The 21,211-nt window shown below is 34.7% G+C and carries 17 protein-coding genes; 6 read left to right on the forward strand and 11 right to left on the reverse strand.

Translation table 11 applies throughout. The annotated features are described in order from the left end of the window. Nucleotides 1-178: 178 nt before the first annotated feature. Nucleotides 179-1,453 carry a peptidase T gene (gene pepT / locus H603_RS0108255; protein WP_026708142.1) on the reverse strand — a complete coding sequence of 425 codons (1,275 nt, stop codon included), beginning with the start codon at nt 1,451-1,453 and terminating at the stop codon, nt 179-181. A 98-nt stretch (nt 1,454-1,551) separates the two neighbouring features. Beyond that, a complete protein-coding gene (locus tag H603_RS0108260) occupies nt 1,552-2,097 on the reverse strand; it encodes a phosphoglycerate mutase family protein (RefSeq protein WP_026708143.1) in 546 nt (181 codons plus the stop codon). A 146-nt stretch (nt 2,098-2,243) separates the two neighbouring features. Here H603_RS0108260 and H603_RS0108265 point away from each other — a divergent pair, with 146 nt between their 5' ends. After that, nucleotides 2,244-3,266 (forward strand): quinone-dependent dihydroorotate dehydrogenase, encoded by a 1,023-nt coding sequence (locus tag H603_RS0108265; RefSeq protein WP_026708144.1) that lies wholly within the window; start codon nt 2,244-2,246, stop codon nt 3,264-3,266. Between the two features lie 57 nt (nt 3,267-3,323). On the opposite strand, the gene H603_RS0108270 is transcribed toward H603_RS0108265, so the two are convergent. Together H603_RS0108270 and H603_RS0108275 are read right to left on the reverse strand one after the other, a co-directional pair. Beyond that, nucleotides 3,324-4,028: a DUF3307 domain-containing protein gene (locus tag H603_RS0108270; RefSeq protein ID WP_026708145.1), complete on the reverse strand. Its 705-nt coding sequence runs from the start codon at nt 4,026-4,028 to the stop codon at nt 3,324-3,326. Next, a complete protein-coding gene (locus tag H603_RS0108275) occupies nt 4,025-4,636 on the reverse strand; it encodes an RNA polymerase sigma factor sigma-70 region 4 domain-containing protein (RefSeq protein ID WP_026708146.1) in 612 nt (203 codons plus the stop codon). Before H603_RS0108275 ends, H603_RS0108270 begins: the two co-directional genes overlap by 4 nt. Nucleotides 4,637-4,835: 199 nt before the next feature. Here H603_RS0108275 and H603_RS0108280 point away from each other — a divergent pair, with 199 nt between their 5' ends. From H603_RS0108280 to guaB, 4 genes are all read left to right on the forward strand, one after another. Then, nucleotides 4,836-5,699 (forward strand): beta/alpha barrel domain-containing protein, encoded by an 864-nt coding sequence (locus H603_RS0108280; RefSeq protein WP_026708147.1) that lies wholly within the window; start codon nt 4,836-4,838, stop codon nt 5,697-5,699. An 85-nt stretch (nt 5,700-5,784) separates the two neighbouring features. Then, nucleotides 5,785-6,333: a hypothetical protein gene (locus H603_RS0108285; protein WP_026708148.1), complete on the forward strand. Its 549-nt coding sequence runs from the start codon at nt 5,785-5,787 to the stop codon at nt 6,331-6,333. After that, nucleotides 6,330-7,727 (forward strand): DUF5723 family protein, encoded by a 1,398-nt coding sequence (locus H603_RS0108290; RefSeq protein ID WP_026708149.1) that lies wholly within the window; start codon nt 6,330-6,332, stop codon nt 7,725-7,727. Before H603_RS0108285 ends, H603_RS0108290 begins: the two co-directional genes overlap by 4 nt. 309 nt (nt 7,728-8,036) lie before the next feature. Next, nucleotides 8,037-9,509, forward strand: a complete 1,473-nt coding sequence (gene guaB / locus H603_RS0108295; RefSeq protein ID WP_026708150.1) for an IMP dehydrogenase — start codon at nt 8,037-8,039, stop codon at nt 9,507-9,509. Nucleotides 9,510-9,568: 59 nt separating this feature from the next. On the opposite strand, the gene H603_RS0108300 is transcribed toward guaB, so the two are convergent. The 3 genes from H603_RS0108300 to H603_RS0108310 all read right to left on the reverse strand — a co-directional run bounded on the left by H603_RS0108300 (nt 9,569) and on the right by H603_RS0108310 (nt 14,138). Continuing rightward, nucleotides 9,569-11,806: a cation:proton antiporter domain-containing protein gene (locus H603_RS0108300; RefSeq protein WP_026708151.1), complete on the reverse strand. Its 2,238-nt coding sequence runs from the start codon at nt 11,804-11,806 to the stop codon at nt 9,569-9,571. A 225-nt stretch (nt 11,807-12,031) separates the two neighbouring features. After that, a complete protein-coding gene (purB, locus tag H603_RS0108305) occupies nt 12,032-13,378 on the reverse strand; it encodes an adenylosuccinate lyase (RefSeq protein ID WP_026708152.1) in 1,347 nt (448 codons plus the stop codon). 67 nt (nt 13,379-13,445) lie between these two features. Beyond that, the gene (locus H603_RS0108310; RefSeq protein ID WP_026708153.1) at nt 13,446-14,138 is read right to left on the reverse strand and encodes an SIR2 family NAD-dependent protein deacylase; all 693 of its coding nucleotides are present in this window, start codon (nt 14,136-14,138) and stop codon (nt 13,446-13,448) included. A gap of 216 nt (nt 14,139-14,354) precedes the next feature. Here H603_RS0108310 and H603_RS0108315 point away from each other — a divergent pair, with 216 nt between their 5' ends. After that, entirely contained in the window at nt 14,355-15,017 is a 663-nt protein-coding gene (locus H603_RS0108315; RefSeq protein ID WP_026708154.1) for a TrmH family RNA methyltransferase, read from the forward strand. Between the two features lie 54 nt (nt 15,018-15,071). Here the strand turns inward: H603_RS0108315 and H603_RS0108320 are convergent, their stop codons facing one another. The 4 genes from H603_RS0108320 to H603_RS16645 form a co-directional block, all read right to left on the reverse strand. Then, complete coding sequence (locus H603_RS0108320; protein WP_051219244.1) at nt 15,072-16,169, reverse strand: hypothetical protein; 1,098 nt, start codon at nt 16,167-16,169, stop codon at nt 15,072-15,074. A gap of 199 nt (nt 16,170-16,368) precedes the next feature. Beyond that, the gene (locus H603_RS0108325) at nt 16,369-17,898 is read right to left on the reverse strand and encodes a PepSY domain-containing protein (protein ID WP_026708156.1); all 1,530 of its coding nucleotides are present in this window, start codon (nt 17,896-17,898) and stop codon (nt 16,369-16,371) included. A 6-nt stretch (nt 17,899-17,904) separates the two neighbouring features. Then, complete coding sequence (locus tag H603_RS0108330; RefSeq protein ID WP_026708157.1) at nt 17,905-20,061, reverse strand: TonB-dependent receptor; 2,157 nt, start codon at nt 20,059-20,061, stop codon at nt 17,905-17,907. Between the two features lie 95 nt (nt 20,062-20,156). Then, nucleotides 20,157-20,531, reverse strand: coding sequence for a hypothetical protein (locus H603_RS16645; RefSeq protein ID WP_157510416.1), 375 nt, complete (start codon nt 20,529-20,531; stop codon nt 20,157-20,159). Between the last annotated feature and the right edge of the window lie 680 nt (nt 20,532-21,211).

Consider the following 21,211-nt stretch of genomic DNA (forward strand, 5'->3'; position numbering starts at 1 on the left):
TTTGTGATTAATTTCATTGATGCAAATATCATCGAGAAGTATCACGAAAATGTTCTGAAAGAATAACAAAAGAATATTTCTCACATTTTGCTTTAAAAATGTAGAGACATGAAAAAAAAATGCCCATCAGAATCTTTTCTGATGGGCATTTGTGTTAAAAATAAAACAAGTAGTATTGTTATTTCTTTTTTGATTTTGGAATTGGTAAACTGTAATTAGGCTGCGCTGTTAGTTCCGCTATCTTTACAATTACTTCAACTGCCTTTTGCATACTTTCTACTGGTACATATTCATATTTACCGTGAAAGTTGTGACCACCAGCAAAAATATTAGGACAAGGTAATCCCATATATGATAATTGACAACCATCTGTACCACCACGAATAGGTTTGATCAAAGGTTTAATGTTTACTTCTTTCATTGCTTTTTCGGCGATGTCAACGATATGCTTTACTGGAACAACTTTTTCTTTCATATTGTAATACTGATCATTGATCTCAGCAATTACAATGTCTTCGCCAAATTGCTTCGCGAATTTTTTATTGATCTTAGCAGTGATTTTTTCGATTTTTTCTTTGCGTTTTTCGAATTTTTTCTTGCTGTGATCTCTAATAATAAGTTCTAGAACTGTTTCCTCGATGCTACCTTTTAAATGGTGAACGTGATAAAATCCTTCGTAACCTTTTGTTTCTTGTGGCGTTTCATCTTCTGGTAAGGCGTTGATAAAGTCATTTGCAATAAGCATCGAGTTGATCATTTTTCCCTTGGCATAACCAGGATGTACACTCTTTCCTTTAAAGGTGATTTTGGCACCAGCCGCATTAAAATTTTCATATTCTAATTCGCCTATCTGACTTCCGTCCATAGTGTATGCCCATTCTGCACCAAATTTCTCTACGTCAAAATGGTGTGCTCCACGACCAATTTCTTCATCAGGTGTGAAACCCACTCTAATTTTTCCGTGTTTGATTTCAGGATTATTGATTAGGAATTCCATTGCCGTAACAATTTCAGTAATTCCTGCCTTATCATCTGCTCCTAATAGTGTTGTACCATCAGTTGTGATAAGTGTTTGTCCTTTATACTGTAGTAAATCTTTAAAATAACTTGGGGATAAAATGATGTTTTCTGCTGCATTTAATACAATGTCTTTTCCATCATAATTTTCAACAATTTGTGGCTTTACATTTGCTCCAGTAAAATCAGGAGTAGTATCAAAATGCGCAACAAATCCCACTGTAGGTACTTCATGTTCCACATTGCTTGGAAGCGTTGCCATGATATATGATTTATCATCAATTGTAACATCTTGCATACCAATTTGTTTCAACTCATCTACAAGTTTATTGGCTAAATCCCATTGCTTTGCAGTACTTGGAGTGGTTGTAGAATTTGGATCTGACTCAGTGTCTACCGTTACATAACTGATGAAGCGATCAATAATATGTTGCATAAAATTTATTTTTGTATTGGATAACAAAGATAATATTTATTTAGAATTGAGGTGTTAAAACGGTCTTTAAGGTCGCTAAATTACTTGTATGCGAACTCCTAGTGCATCGTTTGAGGATCTTTTGTGGGAGAACTAGTTGCACCATATTTAAGCATACCTACATTTATACTGCCATCTGCTTTTACTAACATTAAAAAAGCATTATCGTATTCGTGATCTTCAATCGCTTCTATAGGTCTCGTTCCTCCAAGTGCTTCCATTGTTTCAAGAATAGTGTTAGAGTGTCCTACTATTAAAACAGTCTTATCTACATTTTCCTCTAAAACCTTTTTAGCAAACTCTTTTAGTTTATTAGCGTCATAAATTTGTACTTGAATTTTATTCAAAGTTGCCGTTGGTTGTGCTGTATTGCGTGTTCGTTTGTAATCGGTACTATAAACTGCATCTACCCCTGTATCCGCTAATTCTTTCGCTAAGTCTTCCGCTCTCTGAAGTCCTTTTTCGGTTAGTTCAGGATCTTTTTCCTTAGGATCGTTAGTCATTTTTTCAGCGTGGCGTACAAGAACAATTCTGATTTCTTTATTTGATTGACCAAAAACAGTAATCGAAGCTAAAAGTAAAAACAAACAAATAAATTTTTTCATAGTAAGGATTTTAGAAATGCTAATTTATTGTATAATATTGAAAACATGACTATTTAAGGCAGCATAATTGCGTGCTTTCTTTTTTAGGCATTATTATCTATTTATTAGACAGATAATTCTATTTTTGCACACACAACTAAAAAGCTATGTACAAACAACTTATTCGCCCATTATTTTTCCTTTTCGATCCAGAAAAAATTCACTATTTTACCTTTTCGTTAGTTCGTGCTACGTCAAAAATTCCAGGATTTTCGGCGCTGTATCGTTCTCTTTATTTGGTAGACGACAAACGACTAGAACGTGAAGTTTTTGGTTTGAAATTTAAAAACCCGGTAGGATTAGCAGCTGGTTTTGATAAGGATGCAAAATTGTATAAGGAGTTGTCTAACTTTGGTTTTGGTTTTATCGAAATAGGAACATTGACGCCTAAGGGACAAGACGGTAATCCAAAACAGCGTTTGTTTCGATTAAAAGAAGATTCAGCGATTATTAATCGAATGGGATTTAATAATGGCGGTGTTCTTGAAGCAGTTGAAAGATTAAAAGCTAATAATGGTGTACTAATAGGTGGTAACATTGGTAAAAATAAAATCACAGCTAACGAGGATGCTACAAGTGATTACGAAATATGTTTTGATGCATTATATGATCACGTAGATTATTTTGTAGTGAATGTGAGTTCGCCAAACACACCAAATTTACGTGCGCTGCAAGACAAAGAGCCTTTAACACAGTTGTTGCAAACACTACAAAATAAGAATGTGGCTAAGCCAAAGCAAAAACCAATTCTTTTAAAAATTGCTCCTGATTTAACTAACGAACAATTACTAGATATCATAGATATTGTTGCCGAAACTAAAATTGCGGGAGTGATTGCGACCAACACTACAATTTCTAGAGAAGGGCTACAGTCGGTTAATAAAAGCGAAATGGGAGGTTTGTCTGGGAAGCCTTTAAGAGATAGAGCGACTGAAGTAATTCGTTTTTTATCTGAAAAAAGTAATAAAGCGTTTCCCATTATTGGAGTGGGAGGTATTCATACAGCTGAAGATGCTATAGAAAAATTAGATGCCGGTGCGAGCTTAATCCAGCTATATACTGGTTTTATATATGAAGGTCCAGCCTTAGTAAAAGCGATTAATAAAAAGATATTAGAAAAGATGAAGTAATTTTTATCACAATATAAGTAGGTCCGTTATGCAATTCATAACGGACCTTTTTTTTATTTAATAAGATAGCATTTCAAATAGTAAACCAGTTCCGAGCGCTATCCCAAAACTGAGTAATGTTCCTATCAAAACATATTCAGTAAGTCTTCGATCTTTGGCCTCCTTTAAATCTCCAAAGCGAAAAATGGATTTTGCCGCCAGCAAGAATCCAATCGCTTCAAAATGCCCTGTTATAATAAAAGTGAATACAAACAATCTTTCTAATATTCCTATGTAGTTTCCAGCATTAGAGAGCGAACTCTCCTTTTTGTCCTTGTTTTCTGGAGTCCAAATCGAAATTGCATTTTTAATTAAAATGGATGTAGGTTTTGTTAAGAAAACTAGTGCCGTAATTAAAAGTAAGTTGGTATTTATAAACTCAAATAAGTTTATAGAAGTATTTGTATATACTCTAAAAACAACTGCTATAGTAAATAAATGCGCTAGTTGATCCAACCAGAACCAAAGCCGTTTTGTTTTACTTTTTTGAAATTTAAGTTTGATAAAATCTATGATTCCATGTGCTGTAGCTAGGCTAACTCCAAAGAGGATAAAATTTAATTTTCCAACAATCACGCAGGCTAAAAGACCATGCAGAGCAATGTGATAATACAAGTATTTGCTTTTGTGTTTTCTCGTTTCTTTATCAACAACCCATGATGTAGGTTGCAATAAAAAATCACCCAGAATGTGCGCCAAAAACAATTGTACTAGTAATATCATACGTTATGTAGTTTTATTTTTTTTCGAAAATAATTATCTAAAGCTAAAACGAGGTCAAATTTAGCACGGCTTTTTCGTCTACTTACAGCGGCTTGATTAATCTCTAATAAGCGTCCTATTTCTTCCTGAGATAACTCTGGGTTTTTCAAAGATATAAAGGTAAATTCGGCCGATTGAACTAACCAGAAGTCCATAAAACTCAGTGAAAGCCGAAGCATTAAATTAAGTTCTTCATTAAGGGAATCGTCTACTGTAGCGATAGCCAAATTAACTTTTTGTTTTTTCAATGTTTCAAATAGTGCTCCAGAACGTACAAAAGCACTACCGTTACTCTCAGATATAGATTGAGCAGTGTAATTTTTATCGCCCACGCCAATGGCCATTCGAGCATCTAGATTTATACTTCTTAAGTAAGATTTGATTAATAGCGCATAATGTAATGCCAAGCTAGGGTCAATTATCTCTATTTGAAATTCGTCTCCACGATAGATTTCCCATACTTGTGGGCTAGCTCCTACAGTATTAAATATAGCCTTTAGTCCTATTATCCAGTCTGTGGAATCTTGTTTACGTGAATTGATGATGTCTCCAGTGATGATGCTTGTCATATCCAAATGTAATTAAAATTTTTATCGAAATCATAGTATTTACAATTGTAAATATATTACATATTTATGTAATATATGTTATTATTACGGTATTGTGTAATATTGCGAATTATTACGTAAAATAGAGATTCGTTAAAAATATTAAAATTTAAATAGAGAAATTTAGTAATGTTAATTGTTTTTCTATCTTTGAAGCTATATGAAGCAAGTAAAAATAATTGAATGTCCTCGTGATGCTATGCAAGGTATCAAGCCCTTTATCCCAACAGATAAAAAGGTTGCCTACTTGCAAGCGCTTTTGCGTGTGGGTTTTGATTCTTTAGACTTTGGTAGTTTTGTTTCTCCAAAAGCAATACCGCAAATGGTCGATACTGCAACTGTTTTATCACAATTAGACCTGTCTCAAACAACAAGTAAACTTCTAGCAATTATTGCCAATACGCGTGGAGCTGAGATGGCTTCACAACATCCCGAAATTCAATATTTAGGTTTTCCTTTTTCTATTTCTGAAAATTTCCAAATGCGAAATACGCACAAAACAATTGCCGAATCTCTAGTGACACTTACTGAAATTTTAGAAATTGCTGATCAGTCAAAAAAAGAAGTAGTAGCTTATTTATCTATGGGTTTTGGAAATCCTTATGGAGACCCTTGGAATGTTGATATAGTAGGGGAGTGGACAGAAAAGATGTCTACTATGGGAGTGAAAATCTTATCGCTGTCAGATACAGTGGGAAGCTCAACTCCTGATGTTATTCACTATTTGTATTCCAATTTGATTCCGAAATATCCAGACATGGAATTTGGCGCTCATTTACACACGACCACTGATAAATGGTTCGAAAAAGTGGATGCTGCCTACACTGGAGGTTGTACCCGTTTTGATGGTGCGATTCAAGGTTTTGGTGGTTGCCCAATGGCAAAGGATGACTTGACTGGGAACATGCCCACAGAGAAATTACTATCCTATTTCACCGCAAATAAAGTACAAACCAACTTGAATCCGCTAAGCTTTGAGAGCGCATATAACGAAGCTTCTAAGTTATTTGGAGAATACCACTAGTTTTCGATTATTATAAAATAACTTAATACTAAATTCAGTCTTAAATCATTCTAATTATATATATTAGTGCCATTAATATTAGAGAATGAACCCAAAATACTTACTTAAACTCGCCGCTGTAATTCTTTTTTGTGCACTGGCAAACAGTTGCTCTAGCGACCTTGATTTCGATCAACTAAATGATTTTAGCGCTGAACCTGAAATAGCGGCTAACCTTGCTTATTTTGAGTTAGCTATTCCTAGTTCAATATCATCTTTACCTCCATTTACATCTACCCCCGTTAACGCAAAATTCGATATACTAAGAGACGCATCAGTTAGCAACCGACTTTTAGAAGCAACTTTGTTTTTTGAAGTTGAAAGTATTAATGTTAAAAAATATGAAGTTATTGTCGAATTTAAAGACGATGCTGATCAAATATTAGAAAGAATTACAATTGACCAAAATGATAATTTTGACGGAGTAAATAAATTATCAAAAGAAGTTACCTACTTAAAATCTGATCTAGATTTCTTGAAATTAGCAACAAGTATCGATTTCACCGCTTCGATAGCTCCAGCTTCACCACCTACAGTTGTAAATGATACTTTGAAGTTTCGTTCGAGTGCAATCATAAAATTAGCACTACAATGAGAAAAAGCTATGCTATTATTTTACTTTTTTGTTGTTTAAGTGCTGCCTCTCAAAATAAGCAACTATTATACAATTTTACTGCAATACCACAGTCGGCTATGGTAAATCCAGGTGTTGATTTAAAGCATAACAGCTATGTAGGTATTCCATTACTATCTGGAGTGAGCGCTAACTTTGGTTCTACAGCTTTCTCAGCTTATGACTTATTTGCAAATGACGGTACTAGTTTCAATGATAAGCTACGAAATACCTTAGATAGAGTTTCTAGCAATGATCGTGTCCTGATAAATGAGCAAGTCGAAATTCTATCTGCAGCTTTCAAAATAGGACGCTGGGATCAAAAAAATTACTTGTCTTTTGGCGTTTATCAAGAGTTTGACTTTGTTTCGTTTGTACCCAAAGATCCTGCAATACTGGCATTATATGGAAACAGTAATTATATAGGCAAGCGGTTTGATTTGTCGCATTTAAATGCACAAGCAGAACTATTGACCGTTTTTCATCTTGGCTTTAGAAAAGAAGTGTCTGACAAATTAACTCTAGGCGCTCGAGGAAAAATCTACTCCAGCATTGCTCATGCTAGGACAACGAGAAACAGCGGCTACATTCTAACTGAAGAAGGCACGGGACCTAATGTTTACGACCAAACGATTGCTTCAAATGTTACTTTAAATACTTCAGCTGCAGCAAAATATTTCGAAGACGACTATGACGGAAATACTACAAATGATATCATTAAAAAAGCATTGTTTGGAGGGAATCTGGGTTTAGGTTTAGACTTGGGGGCAACGTACTATCCTAAAAAAAACATCCAAGTTACGGCTAGTCTGCTAGACATAGGATTCATCAACCATTCAAAAGAAGTTAAAAATTATACATACAAGGGTTTCTATCAGTACAATGGAATAAACCCAAATTTTACAGGGCCTAGTACATCAGGGAGTACCTATGACGAATTTAAAAGAGCGGTCGTTTATGACTCAACAACCACAAAATACAATACATTACGTCCTATAAAATTTAACGCATCCTATCAATATTCGTATCACGGTAAAAACGACGAATCTTGTAATTGTTCGCCAGATAGTGACAATTATAGAAATGCTATTGGAGCGCAATTGTTTTTCCAAACGCTTCCAAAATCGCCAACAGCAGCTTTGACGGGATTTTATCAGCATACTGTTTCTAGCGGATTTCAGTATAAAGCGACCTATACAATAGATGCTTATTCATATACTAATTTAGGTCTAGGGATCGCTGGAAATGTGGGCAAAGTGCACGCCTATTTACTTGCAGATAATTTACTAGAATTGCGAGATATAGCTAAGGCGAATGCTTTTTCACTGCAATTTGGGTTCAATATTCTACTTAAGGAACGAACGACTTTTTATTAATATTTGGAGCTATTCCAGCCTTACATTGCAAGCGATAAGAGTAAATACTTTTTTCTTATCAATACAAGAGCTTCCTTTGGTCGCTTTGTCTGGTTAAGAAAAAGAAGGAGTATTTCCTTCTTATAGGCTTTCCATTTCAGTCTGGGCTAAAATTCATAGTCTGCTATTACAATACTACCAGCATTATCTGTAGTGTAATTTCACGTTTTAGTGGTGTTACAGCCACTAATAATTATAAAAAGGAGTAAAAGCATCCCTTATATCGAATAATTTGCTATATTTGCACGCAATTCAACTAGAAATTGCACCATGATAGCACACAACTCCAAAATCATCGGCGAAGGTTTAACCTACGATGATGTCTTATTAGTTCCAAATTACTCTAATGTGCTTCCTCGCGAAGTGAGTATCAAATCTAAATTTTCAAGAAATATAACACTAAACGTTCCTATAGTATCTGCTGCTATGGATACTGTTACCGAAAGTGCAATGGCAATTGCTATGGCGCAAGAAGGAGGAATTGGTGTACTTCATAAAAACATGACTATCGAGCAACAAGCTGCTAAAGTTCGCAAAGTAAAACGTGCTGAATCAGGTATGATTATTGACCCGGTAACATTGCCGCTGACATCTACTGTTGCTGATGCAAAAAGCGCAATGAAAGAATTCGGAATTGGTGGAATTCCAATTGTAGATGAAAACCAAATATTAAAAGGAATTGTAACCAATAGAGATTTGCGTTTTGAAAAAAACAGTTCTCGTCCTATTGTTGAGGTAATGACTAGTGAAAACTTAGTTACCGTTGCTGAGGGAACTTCTCTTGAGCAAGCTGAAGTAGTGTTACAAGGATACAAAATCGAAAAACTTCCAGTGGTAAATTCAGCTAATAAATTAGTTGGTTTAATTACTTTTAGAGATATCACTAAATTAACTCAAAAACCTATTGCTAACAAAGATGTTTTTGGACGTTTGCGTGTAGCAGCAGCTATTGGTGTTACTGGTGATGCTATTGATAGAGCTGAAGCTTTAGTTAATGCAGGTGTAGATGCTATCATTATTGATACAGCTCACGGACATACTCAAGGTGTAGTAAATACATTAAAAGAGGTGAAAACTAAATTTCCTCAAATTGATGTTATCGTAGGTAACATTGCAACTCCAGAGGCGGCTAAATTCTTAGTTGAAAATGGTGCTGACGGTGTAAAAGTAGGAATTGGACCTGGTTCAATTTGTACTACTCGTATTGTAGCAGGTGTTGGTTTTCCTCAGTTTTCTGCAGTACTTGAAGTAGCTGCAGCTTTAAAAGGTACAGGTGTTCCTGTAATTGCTGATGGAGGAATTCGTTATACAGGAGACATTCCTAAGGCTTTGGCCGCAGGTGCTGACTGTGTGATGTTAGGTTCTCTTCTTGCTGGTACAAAAGAATCTCCTGGAGAAACTATCATTTTTGAAGGTAGAAAATTCAAGTCATATAGAGGAATGGGTTCTGTAGAAGCAATGGAAACAGGTTCTAAAGATCGTTACTTTCAAGATGTTGAAGACGATGTTAAAAAATTAGTTCCTGAAGGAATTGTAGGTCGTGTACCGTACAAAGGAGAGTTAAACGAAAGCATGTTACAATTCATTGGTGGTCTTCGTGCTGGAATGGGATACTGTGGTTCAAAAGACATTCCTACACTACAAGAAACAGGTCGTTTTGTTCGTATCACTGCTAGCGGAATCAATGAAAGTCATCCTCACAATGTTACCATTACAAAAGAAGCTCCTAATTATTCAAGATAATTAAGAGATTCTGTAAATATAAAAAAAGGCAAAAGTTTTCACTTTTGCCTTTTTTGTTTTTATTCAGGGAATAAAGAATTCATTAATTTATTGTTTCCTACTATCCATAATATGTCATCTTTTTGAAGTACAATATTCGATTCAGGATTTAGTATTCGCTGGCCATTTCGCTCAATTCCCACAAGTAAACCGTTGGTTCGCTCTCTTAGTTTTGATTGTCCCACACTTACTCCAATGAATTCATTATTACTCAATTCGATTTGTTTCAAGACTAAATTATTATCTGATTTTACGGGATCTTTAATTTCATTCGATTTTAAATAGGATTCAAATTGTTCCACTTGAGCATCCGTTCCAATAACACAAATTTCGTCACCTGGAAACAAACGCTCCAACTTATTAGGAATCTGGATCGTTAACTCACCACGTTTTATAAAAGCAATATTGATTCCCAGATCCTCTCTAACTTGCAATTCGCGCAGTGTTTTTCCTGCTAGATTTGATTCTGGTGCAATTTCAAATGTAGACATATGTCCATCCCAAGGAGTTAGATTGGCATGACGACGGTCTACCTTTTTTAAATCTCGGTTGTTTAAATTTTTCAAAAAACGATTTTCAATCCTGTGATACATTGCGTGTAGCTTTTTCGGAAAGAAAAAATAAATTACGATTGAAGCTACTAAAGCGAAGAATGCAATTACTGGAGAAAAGAAAATGTTTAAAAGGAAACCAATATAAAATATAGCCAACCCAATTCTGAAGAAAATCATCATCAATATAGGGCCACGATATTTTCGCTCTTTATACAAAGCATCAACTTGTTCTACGGCCACTCTTCGTAACGATAGAGCCCATAAAAAAGGAGAAATAGCAATTAAGGTTATTAATGCAGCTATAGCATTTCCAAATTTAGATTCTTCTACTAATGGCAAAACAAAATTTGCTGATAACAAAATAATTGCCGTAATAATTATTGTGTTCAAAATAATCTGAACTAGGTATGCTCTAATGACGATTTGCCACGTACTTACTGACCGTATTGCTTGTGCATTTGTGCTGTATCTAGCAATCTTCTTAACCCATTTTTTAGGTAATTTACGTTCTAAAAATTCAGAAAATGGCACCGCCGATTTCACCATAAAAGGAGTTGTAAATGTTGTAATTGCTGAAACGGCTACGACAATAGGATATAAGAAAGCGCTAGTTACGTTCATAGACATTCCTAAAGTAGCGATGATAAAGGAGAACTCACCAATTTGTGACAAACTCATTCCCGTTTGCACTGATTGTTTTAGAGGTTGTCCAGATATTAATGCTCCTATAGTAGAACTTATGGATTGTCCAAAAATAGTTACAAAAGTTAGAATGATTACGGGAATCGCATGCTCGTATAACATTATAGGATCAATCAGCATACCTACAGATACAAAGAAAATAGCACCAAATAAATCTTTTACTGGCTTAACCAAATGCTCTATATGTTCTGCTTGTGTTGTCTCGGCAATAATAGAACCCATTATAAAAGCACCTAAAGCAGGTGAGAAACCAACATTTGATGCTAATATTACCATCATCAAACATAAAGCAAGTGAGATAATTAAAAGCATTTCATCGGTTAATAGATCCTTTGCTTTTTTCAATAATGACGGGATGAAAAAGATTCCGCCTATAAACCAAGCAGTTAAAAAGAACACCAGCTTCAAGACTGACATGATCAATTCAGTACCTGAAAATTTCTGGCTAACTGCCACTGTCGACAATAGCACCATCATTAAAATGGCTACAATGTCTTGCACAATAAGAGATCCTATAACTATTCCCGCAAACTTCTTGGCTTTTACTCCAAGTTCGTCAAAGGTTTTTAATATAATTGTGGTCGAAGATATGGATAGAATTACTCCAAGAAAGATGGAATCCATTTGGCTCCAGCCCATCCATTTACCCACCAAGAATCCCATTAATACCATGGATATAATTTGGGTGACGGCGGTGATGGAGGCGGTTCCACCAACCTTCATCAATTTCTTAAAACTGAATTCGAGTCCTAAACTAAATAATAAAATAATAACTCCAATTTCTGCCCAAACTTCGACGCTTTTAATGTCGCTTACTGATGGGAAAAAGTCAAAGTGCGTTCCTGCTAAAAAACCTGCAATAAGGTAACCAAGAACTAATGGCTGCTTCATTTTTTTAAATAGCAAAACAGCTATTCCTGCAGTCATAAGGATTAATCCTAAATCTGTTATTAGTGGTTCTAAATGTGTCGTTGTCTCTGCTACTGTTGCTGCGGCACTCATATTTATTATTTTTTTGTAAAACTATTTCCCTTTCTAAAATAGTAATTGATATTAAGGTTCCTTTTTCTACTGATAGCGATTAATCGAGCGTTAAAACAGCATAAAAAAAGCTATCGATAAAGATAGCTTTTTTTAAAGAATATTTTTTTAAAATCTGAGTTTTAGCTCACTTTTATCATATATAAAAAATCGAAATCTGTGATTGTGCGATTCTCAAAATAATTTTTAAATTCCTAGGAAATTACTAGGAGTGATTTTCATTAATTCAGCTTTTATTTCGTCTGAAACATCAAGTGTCGCAATAAAACCGTGAATTGCTTTTTTATCAATCGCTTCATTCGTTCTTGTTAATCCTTTCAACGCTTCATATGGGTTTGGATATCCTTCACGACGTAAAATAGTTTGAATTGCCTCAGCAACTACAGCCCAGTTTTTCTCTAAATCTTCGTGAAATTTAGGTTCGTTTAATAATAGTTTATTCAAGCCTTTTAGTGTTGCTTCAAAACCAATGATGGTATGTCCAATTGGTACACCCACATTTCTTAAAACAGTGCTATCTGTTAGATCGCGCTGTAATCGTGATAAAGGTAATTTTGCCGAAAGGTGTTCAAATATAGCATTTGCTATTCCTAAATTCCCTTCTGAATTTTCAAAGTCAATCGGATTAACTTTATGTGGCATCGCCGAAGATCCAATCTCCCCAGCTTTTATTTTTTGCTTGAAGTATTCCATTGAAACATACGTCCAAATATCTCTATCCAAGTCAATGATAATAGTATTGATTCGTTTTAAAGCATCAAAAAATGCTGCAAAATGATCGTAATGTTCGATTTGTGTTGTTGGGAAAGAATGGTGTAACCCTAAATTGTCTTCTACAAATTTACTTCCAAACTGTTTCCAGTCAATATTTGGATACGCAACGTGATGTGCATTGTAGTTTCCTGTTGCACCACCAAATTTAGCTGCGAACGGAATATTAAATAACAAACGCATTTGCTCTTCTAAACGCTCAACAAAAACCAATATTTCTTTACCCAAACGAGTAGGAGATGCCGGTTGTCCGTGTGTGCGTGCAAGCATTGGCACGGCAGCCCATTCTACACTCAACTCTTTTAATTTAGACGTTAATCCAATAAGTGATGGCATGTAAACTTTTTCAAAAGCTTCTTTTGTCGAAAGAGGAATTGCTGTATTATTAATATCTTGAGATGTTAATCCAAAATGGATGAACTCTTTGTATTGTGATAAATTTAATTTTTCAAAAGCATCTTTAATAAAATACTCTACTGCTTTAACATCATGATTAGTAACCTTTTCAGTTTCTTTAATCCAAAGCGCATCCTCAGTTGAGAAATTTTTGTAAATGTTACGCAAGCTTTCAAACAACTCTGGTTTTACAGCTGCAAGTTGTGGCAAAGGCGCTTCACATAAAGCGATAAAATATTCGATTTCAACTAATACGCGGTATTTGATCAAAGCCTCTTCAGAGAAAAATGGCGCTAATGAAAGGGTTTTACTTCTATATCGTCCGTCGATTGGTGATATAGCATTCAATTCGTTTAAAGTAGTCATTGGTGTGTTATTTATTGGAAAAGCACAAATATAAACCTTTAAAAGCAATTTAGAAAAGGAATAATTTTTAAATAAATTGATGCAACATCTTTTGTAATTCAAGCATTCCGCTTGAAGCAATATCGGTAATCACATGCAATTCGTTTCTTAAATTCGGAATTTTGATTGGTTTGGGGTCTAGATAAAAAACGGGTGTATTGGCTTTTGTAAAGTCAATTAATCCTGCCGCTGGATATACCTGTAACGAGGTTCCTATTACGGCAAAATAATCTGCTAGTTCTGTGATTTCGACTGCCTCTTCTAGAGCTGGAACTTCCTCACCAAACCAAACAATATGCGGACGTAGTTGGTGATTATTAGGATCGACGTCCTCAAAATTTAAATCCTCTTTCCAATCCAGAATATAATTGTAATCTACAGTGCTTCTCACTTTTAAAAGTTCGCCATGCAAGTGCAATACTTTTTTACTTCCGGCTCGTTCGTGTAAATCATCAACATTTTGCGTAATAATATGCACATCAAAATCTTCTTGTAACTTAGCTAGAATCAGGTGCGCAGCATTAGGTGTTACCTCTTTGAGTTGTTTGCGACGTTGGTTATAGAAATCGAGTACAAGCGCTGGGTTTTTACGCCAACCCTCTGGTGTTGCAACATCCTGTACATTATGTCCTTCCCACAATCCATCACTGTCTCTAAAGGTTTTTATACCACTTTCGGCACTAATTCCTGCTCCTGTTAAAACCACTAACTTCTTCTTCATTGTATATTTAATTTGGGCGTGTTCGCAAGGGCGACCGGGCTTTCTGCTATATCTTTACTCGCTTACAAAGCTCATAAAGGATGCCGCGACAATCCCTCACGCAAATTGGATGAATTTTTATATTTTGTTCTTAATAAAGCAAGAGTAGTAATCTCAACTTGCTTTAGAAAGTATAAAGCTAGTCTTTTTTACTATTTTTGCAGCAAATAAAAAAGTATGACTGATTTAAAGTACCTAGAATTTCTTGAAAATATTTTAACTGATAATCGCAAAGAGAAATTCTTAAAAGTGCTAGAAAATAGAACCAATCATTTTACAATTGCTGTTGAAGACATTTTTCAAATGCACAATACCAGTGCCGTAATGCGCAGTTGTGAAGTCTTTGGTATTCAAGAATTGAATGTTATTGAAGAACGCTACGGAAAAAGTATCGATAAGGAAATAGCTATGGGAGCTCAAAAATGGGTCGATATCAACACTTTCGATTCTGTTACTAGTTGCTTAGATACCGTAAAAAGTAAAGGATACCAAATCATAGCTACCACACCGCATGAGAACGATTGCCTGATGGAAGATTTTGATATTACAAAACCAAGTGCTTTATTTTTTGGTACTGAACGTGACGGACTTTCCGAAGAGATTTTAAAACGTGCCGACGGTTTTTTAAAAATACCAATGGTAGGATTTACAGAGAGTTTAAATATCTCTGTTTCTGCAGCGATAATCATCCAGAATTTAACCAATAGGTTGCGACAATCTAATATTGATTGGAAATTAAGTGAAGAGGAAATGCTGGTAAAAAGATTAGCCTGGGCAAAAAGTTCGATAAAAGATATTAAGCGTATTGAAGCGCGTTATTTTGAAGAAAACCCTAACTAAATTCATTAATAATTTAAAAAGTATCCTAATACGATTCAGTGCTTTTGTATCACTTTATTTTAAACGGCCGTTTCTTATGGTTACGCTTATCAATTTATAGCCTTCATCAGTTCTTAAAAATTCGAAATTATTTTGGGTATATCTTTTTTTCTTACCATGGGAAATGACAACTGAAAGCGTGGGATACTTGTTATCAATTGATTCACCACAATCATTATAATATTTTTTGAAACTATCTTCATTAAATATAAAATTATTGAGACCGCTATTATATATAAAATAGTCTGTACTGGGCTTTTTAATCTCCAACAAATTATTTTTTAAGACTTTAAAATTATTAGTTATAAATGACTGTCGGTCTGTTTTCATCCAGTTGTCTGCAGTTTCCCAGCTGATAGTTTCATTACTGGCATCGACCAATTTTTCTATTGTTAAATCATTTAGTAAGTCGTTTTCTAACCACTGTTTGAATTCTTTATCATAATCAATAAAAGAATAATAGCTGCCGTCTGTACCTAAAAATGAAGTTCTTGTAGAATCTATAGGAACGGCATTTGTAATTTGGAGCGAGAAAAAATTTAGATTTGAGTTGGTTGCAAAATTTTCGATTAAAACAGTATTATTAGTATTTATTAATAGCTCTTGACCACCTGACCAGCTATAATGTTCTCCATCTCTCGACTGTTTTTTCTCAGCACCTTTAAGAGCGATTAACATGCCATTACTTACGCGACTTAATTCATTGTATGTAGCAGGTATAACGACGGCTCCGTTTTTATCGAATAAACCTGTTTTATCCTGCTCATGATCTTTAAAGCGAATAAAGCCTTCTGTTTCACAATCAAAACCGTTGTCAAAAATATGGAGGCTATCTTGGTCCACTTTTTTGCCAGCTTTAGTGAGGTAATAACTTTTCCACTTTCCTTCTTGAGTATGTTCTACGACAGCGATTATGTTCCTAAAATAGTTAGCTTGAATATTGAAGTTAAATTTAGGTTCTATCTGTACAACTTGGCGAGCATCTTTGAAGCCTACAGCAGTAGAATCTTTATTGTAAAATACAGTCCACAATTCATTGTTTTGAGCATGTAAATTGACCTTTAACAGTAAAAAATAAGCGATAAAGAGGATTGTTTTAATTCTAGAATTCATACGGTATTATTTCATTTTGGTAATTCTTGATACTCAAAGGTAACTAATTAGACTGCTGCCACCATGTTTTTAACTTAGGTCTTTCGGTTGGATTTTATTAAATCGGGAATGTCTATGGTATATATCAAAATACCACAGTTTTCGAAAAGTAAATCGATAACTGTGGCATTTTTTAAAAATAAAGAGTGAGATTTCTGTTTTATTTTTTCTTTATAAATAAATACAATCCCATCAAGCTAACCGTTAAAACTCCTAGTGCAGCTAAGGCAGTGACTAAATCATGAATGTTTTTACCAGCCCAATCCATAAATAGAAATTTATGTAAGATGGCAAAACTATAGCCTTCTAAACGATCACCACTTTCGACAAATGCCGCCAATCTTGAAGTGCTAGGTTCGATATATATTGTTGTATCATCATCAGTGCTATATTTCAGTTTAATTACTGGCAAGCGCTTGTTTACAAAACCGTATTCTCGATTATCAAATTGGTACAAATAATCAGTTTCCACTAATTTTGCGTTTTTTATTGCCGAGTCACTGTTTGTAATCATACAGCAATCCGATGTTGCCTCTTGTTCTGGCGCGGCCACCATCTTAGTGAATTTTTCTGCTAAAAATGTGGCATAGGCAATTTCAATATTTTCTTTTTGAACAGCAGTTTTGTAATTAAAATAAATGTTTTTAGATTCTTTATCTTCATTTTCGAGTAAGCCAACTTGCAAATAGATGGTATTTCTAAATTGAATGAGCGAGTAGTTAGCCCAGTTAGAATCTGGTTTTACTAGTGCGTTTGCTGTAACAAGATCAGCCGTGTTAAACGTAGGAGCGTAGGCCATCTTGTCTAAGGTGTATGGCTCAAACTTTTTTGTAGCGTGATAACCACCACTAAATACAAAGGTAAGAGTAACTAGTGAGACCGCAATTCCTATTTTTCGATGGTGCTTTTTAAACTTACTTTGGTTATCAGTTACAGGGACTTTTTTAAATACTTTATAGAAAAAACCATAAATAAGTACACCGCTCAATGTAGATAATCCAATAATGGTAAGCAATAACAACATCACGCTTATTTGTAAGGTCTTGTTAGTAATGGCTTCAAGAAAATTCCAATTATGGAAATTGTCAAAAACCCACAGTTGGATTTTTCTAGAAGTAGGATTGTAGGTGGCTAACTTACTTGATGTAGTTTCGACATAAACATCTATATCGTCATTTCGATCGAAGTTTAACTTCCAAACAGGTAGGTAGCGATTTACATATTTGTATTCTCCATCAAAACTTGTTTGCATTGCAATAGAAGACAGCTTACTTTGCTGATCGGCTATGAAGTAACGAGAAAGCCATTCGGCATATTTAGTGTCTCCGTTTGCTAATAGTTTGCCATCTAGCGCATTGAAATACAAAACTTCATTTGCCACCAACGTTTTAACTTGATAATAAGTAGCATTATTAAACGCTACCATTCTAAAGTTTTTAAATTGCTTGATGCTATTTTTAACAAGCACATCATGAATTGACATATTAATTTGCTCCTGATTTAAAGGAGTTTCTTCTAGTTTTTCATGAGCAATAGTAGGCTTGAACCAATGTGCCATTACTGGATGCATTAATCCTGACAAACACCAAAAAATCACTGGAATTACGGTAATGATCCCTAACGTGCGATGCCATTTATACATGTTTTGTTTGAGTTTTTTAACCCATTTGCTTTGTTTATTCTTAATCATTTTGGCTTATTTTTTAAGTGAGAAATTATATTGTAATCCTACTAAAAAAGTTCGCGGCGCAGCAGCAGTAAAGGTTGATTGCGAACTTTCTAAATTTCCTCTACTGGCGTTGTAAGCATATAGTTTATCTGTTACATTTAATATGTTTCCGTAGATTTCGACATTTTTATATTGGTATCCAAAACGGGCATTAAATAAATTATAACCTGCATATTTTACCGTGTTGACTTGATTTTGATAATAACTGCTGATATATTGCCATTCTACTGCAGCTCTAAAATTTGGCAGCCAATTTGGATAGTAGCTCACCTCTGAATTTCCAGCCCATCTTGGCGCCTGTGGCATTTCGTACCCACCTAAATTTTGCAGTGTGTCAGTAATTTTATCAGACACAGCAAAGTCAATGTAACGGTGCTCAGCAACAGTTCCGCCTACGCGAAGATTCCATTGTGTATTGGGTTTGTAATTGAAACCAAATTCAATCCCCTTATGGCTTGTTTTTCCTGCAGAACGGTAATCTGTGGAGTTATCTTCTAGCCTGATACTTAACAATTCATTTGTTCCTTCCATATAGTATAAGGCATAGTCAAAACTAAATTTATTTTCGAATAGAGATAGCCAACCGCCCACTTCAAAGTTTTCGAATGTGGCAGGCTGTAAATTATAGTAAAATTCTGCGGGTACAGCTGTAGCTCCGCCCGTTCCAGACTTAGCTCTAAAAATTGAGGTGATTCCCGGAGGTGCAAATCCTTGAGAATAATTACCGTAAAAACCAGTTTCCTTAAGCGGGTTGTAATTGACTCCTGCTTTAAAAGTAAATTTATCATAGGTTTTTGCACCTACAGAATTATCTAAAGCATTCTCATAATTCAGTTTCATCGCATCATAGCGTCCACCTACCGTTACAATCAATTCTTGGATAGGGCTGAAACTAATTTGGTTAAATAACGCTGTATTATAAATGTCAGCAGTGTAATCAGCAAGTTTAACATCAGGAAGTTCAGCAACTATTTGATATTGATTGACTGTTTGTTTACCAATCTCCCCAGGATTTAGTTCAGCTTCTAATTGAATTAAATATGCATTGTAAGTAACAGGCGAAAAGTCAAATGAAGCACCGCTTACCATAGTTGTATTCCAAAAATCAAATTTTTGAGTATGTTGAGCTAAGGCTCCGTAGCTTTTAAAATTATTGGTGTTAATTTCACCAGTAGCTGTAGTTGGATTGATTGTTGGACTCCAACGAATACCGTATGATGGATTTTGGCCTAATTTATTATCTCTATGATAAACTGTTAGTGCTGAATTTGAATTGCTATTCCAGTCATGCTCTAAGGTTAATCGTGTACGTAAAGCATCAGATTTTCTATAGGTAAAGTCAGATGTACTAGTGTAATTCCTATTGTTAAAGTCACTTTCATTTACGCTACCACTCATATCTGAAAAATATTTTCCAATCATGGTATTGCTTATCAGACGTGTATTATCAGTAATCGCATAGTCAACGCGCACATTAATATTGTCTTTATTGTAATCAGAATGTGCCATCCATGAATTTTCTTGGATGCTCGAAATTCCAGCGATGTGAAAACCGACTTTACCTATAGTAGCACCAGCGGCAACCTGTACTCGCTTATAACCCCAGTTGTCTGCTTGAACGCCTACTTTAAATTCGGGATAAAATGAAGGTTTTTGAGATATTAAGTTGATGGTTCCCCCGATAGCTTCGGGCCCATATAGCGAGGACACAGGTCCTCTTACCACTTCAATAGACTGTAAGTTAAACTGATTGATTTCGAGTAACGCGTTATGGTTAAAAACGCCCAAAGGTCTAATAGGTAAGCCATCTTCAAGGTATAGGTAATAGCTAGAATAGGAAATAGGCTGTCTTATCGACATAGCGTGCTGCTCATTTCCTAGATTCACCATGACAACTCCTGGAACTTTATTTGCGATCTCATATAACGAGGAGGCTTTAGTCTCATCGATGGTCTTGGCGGTAATTTTACTAATTGCGACAGGAGTTTCTCTACGCAAGGTTTTTGTTCTATTTGCGGTAATAAAAACATCTTCTAATATTGTTGATGTGCTGTCTTTTTTCTGAGTATTTTGGGCATAGGAGATTTGTCCTAATAGTATTAGGATTGCGACTATTTTTTTCATTTTAGATCAAAATAAATTATAATATAAGTGATTGCTTATAGCGATAAGCCATAAGAAAGTTTTCTGTATTGAAACAGACCTTTATTTATTATAATTTAAACGAGGGGAGGGCGGAATAAAACAAAAGCAATTGTCTTAGGCTTTTTGGTCAAGCCAACAAAGTTTTTTTGTCTCTTTTGTGGAACAGATAGAGCATGTACTTTATAATCTACAGGTGTAGCAGTGTACACTAATTCAGATTTCTCTTTTATATTGCTATTGTCCATTCTTTTTTCGTTGTCATCGTATTTCTTCAAACTTTTTAAAAGTTCGCATCGACCATTACAACTGTTATTAATATTGTCTCTTTGGACGCAAATAGTTTTCGAAATTTGATCTTGTGCCAACTTGAATTGCGTGTATATCACAATACTACCTAAAGTAGGGAGCATCAAGAACAGTGATAGTAAGGTCGCAAAAAAGAGCTTCAATTTCTTCAAATTTAAAATCGTATAAATGTAAGAAAAAAAGGAATTCGGTTAGTATGTAAACATATTTTTTTATGTGTTTTTCTCTGATAAACAAAGGGTTTGACTATATTAATTTTTGTTCAAGATTGAAATATGAATCAGTTATAAATACATGTCAATTGACAATCTAAAAGAATCGTTCAAGAGTTATAAAATAATGGGTGTTAGGACTAATTGACTTTTCGGTATTATGAAATTGCAGAAAATAATGTGTAGCAAAATTACACAAGATGTTAGCGCAATCTTTTCGTTCTGAAAGAATCCTCAGCTTAGATTATAGACATATTGATTTGTTCAATTCGCCTATAAAAGTAAAAGCCGTTTCATGGAAATGCGCAAAGTGAGCACAAAATTTCACAAAGGGTTTACTGAAATTTTCATTTATACTAAGTACTCGCATAAAGTTTCACCGCAATCTTGTCATTCTGAAAGAATCCCAGACAACGATTATTACTAAATTTTTAATGACCATTTGTGTTTTCTTGGTTGGCAGTGGTCAATACCTGCGTTAATTTTAGCTGTATAATTTGTTCGACGAAAAAATTAATACTACGATAGTTGCATATTTTATTAAGCATTACAAGTTTGAACACAACCTCATATTATAGGATATCAAAAAACGGCATTTGATTTTCAGATTT

Source organism: Flavobacterium frigidarium DSM 17623, assembly GCF_000425505.1.
GTDB classification, from domain to species: domain Bacteria; phylum Bacteroidota; class Bacteroidia; order Flavobacteriales; family Flavobacteriaceae; genus Flavobacterium; species Flavobacterium frigidarium.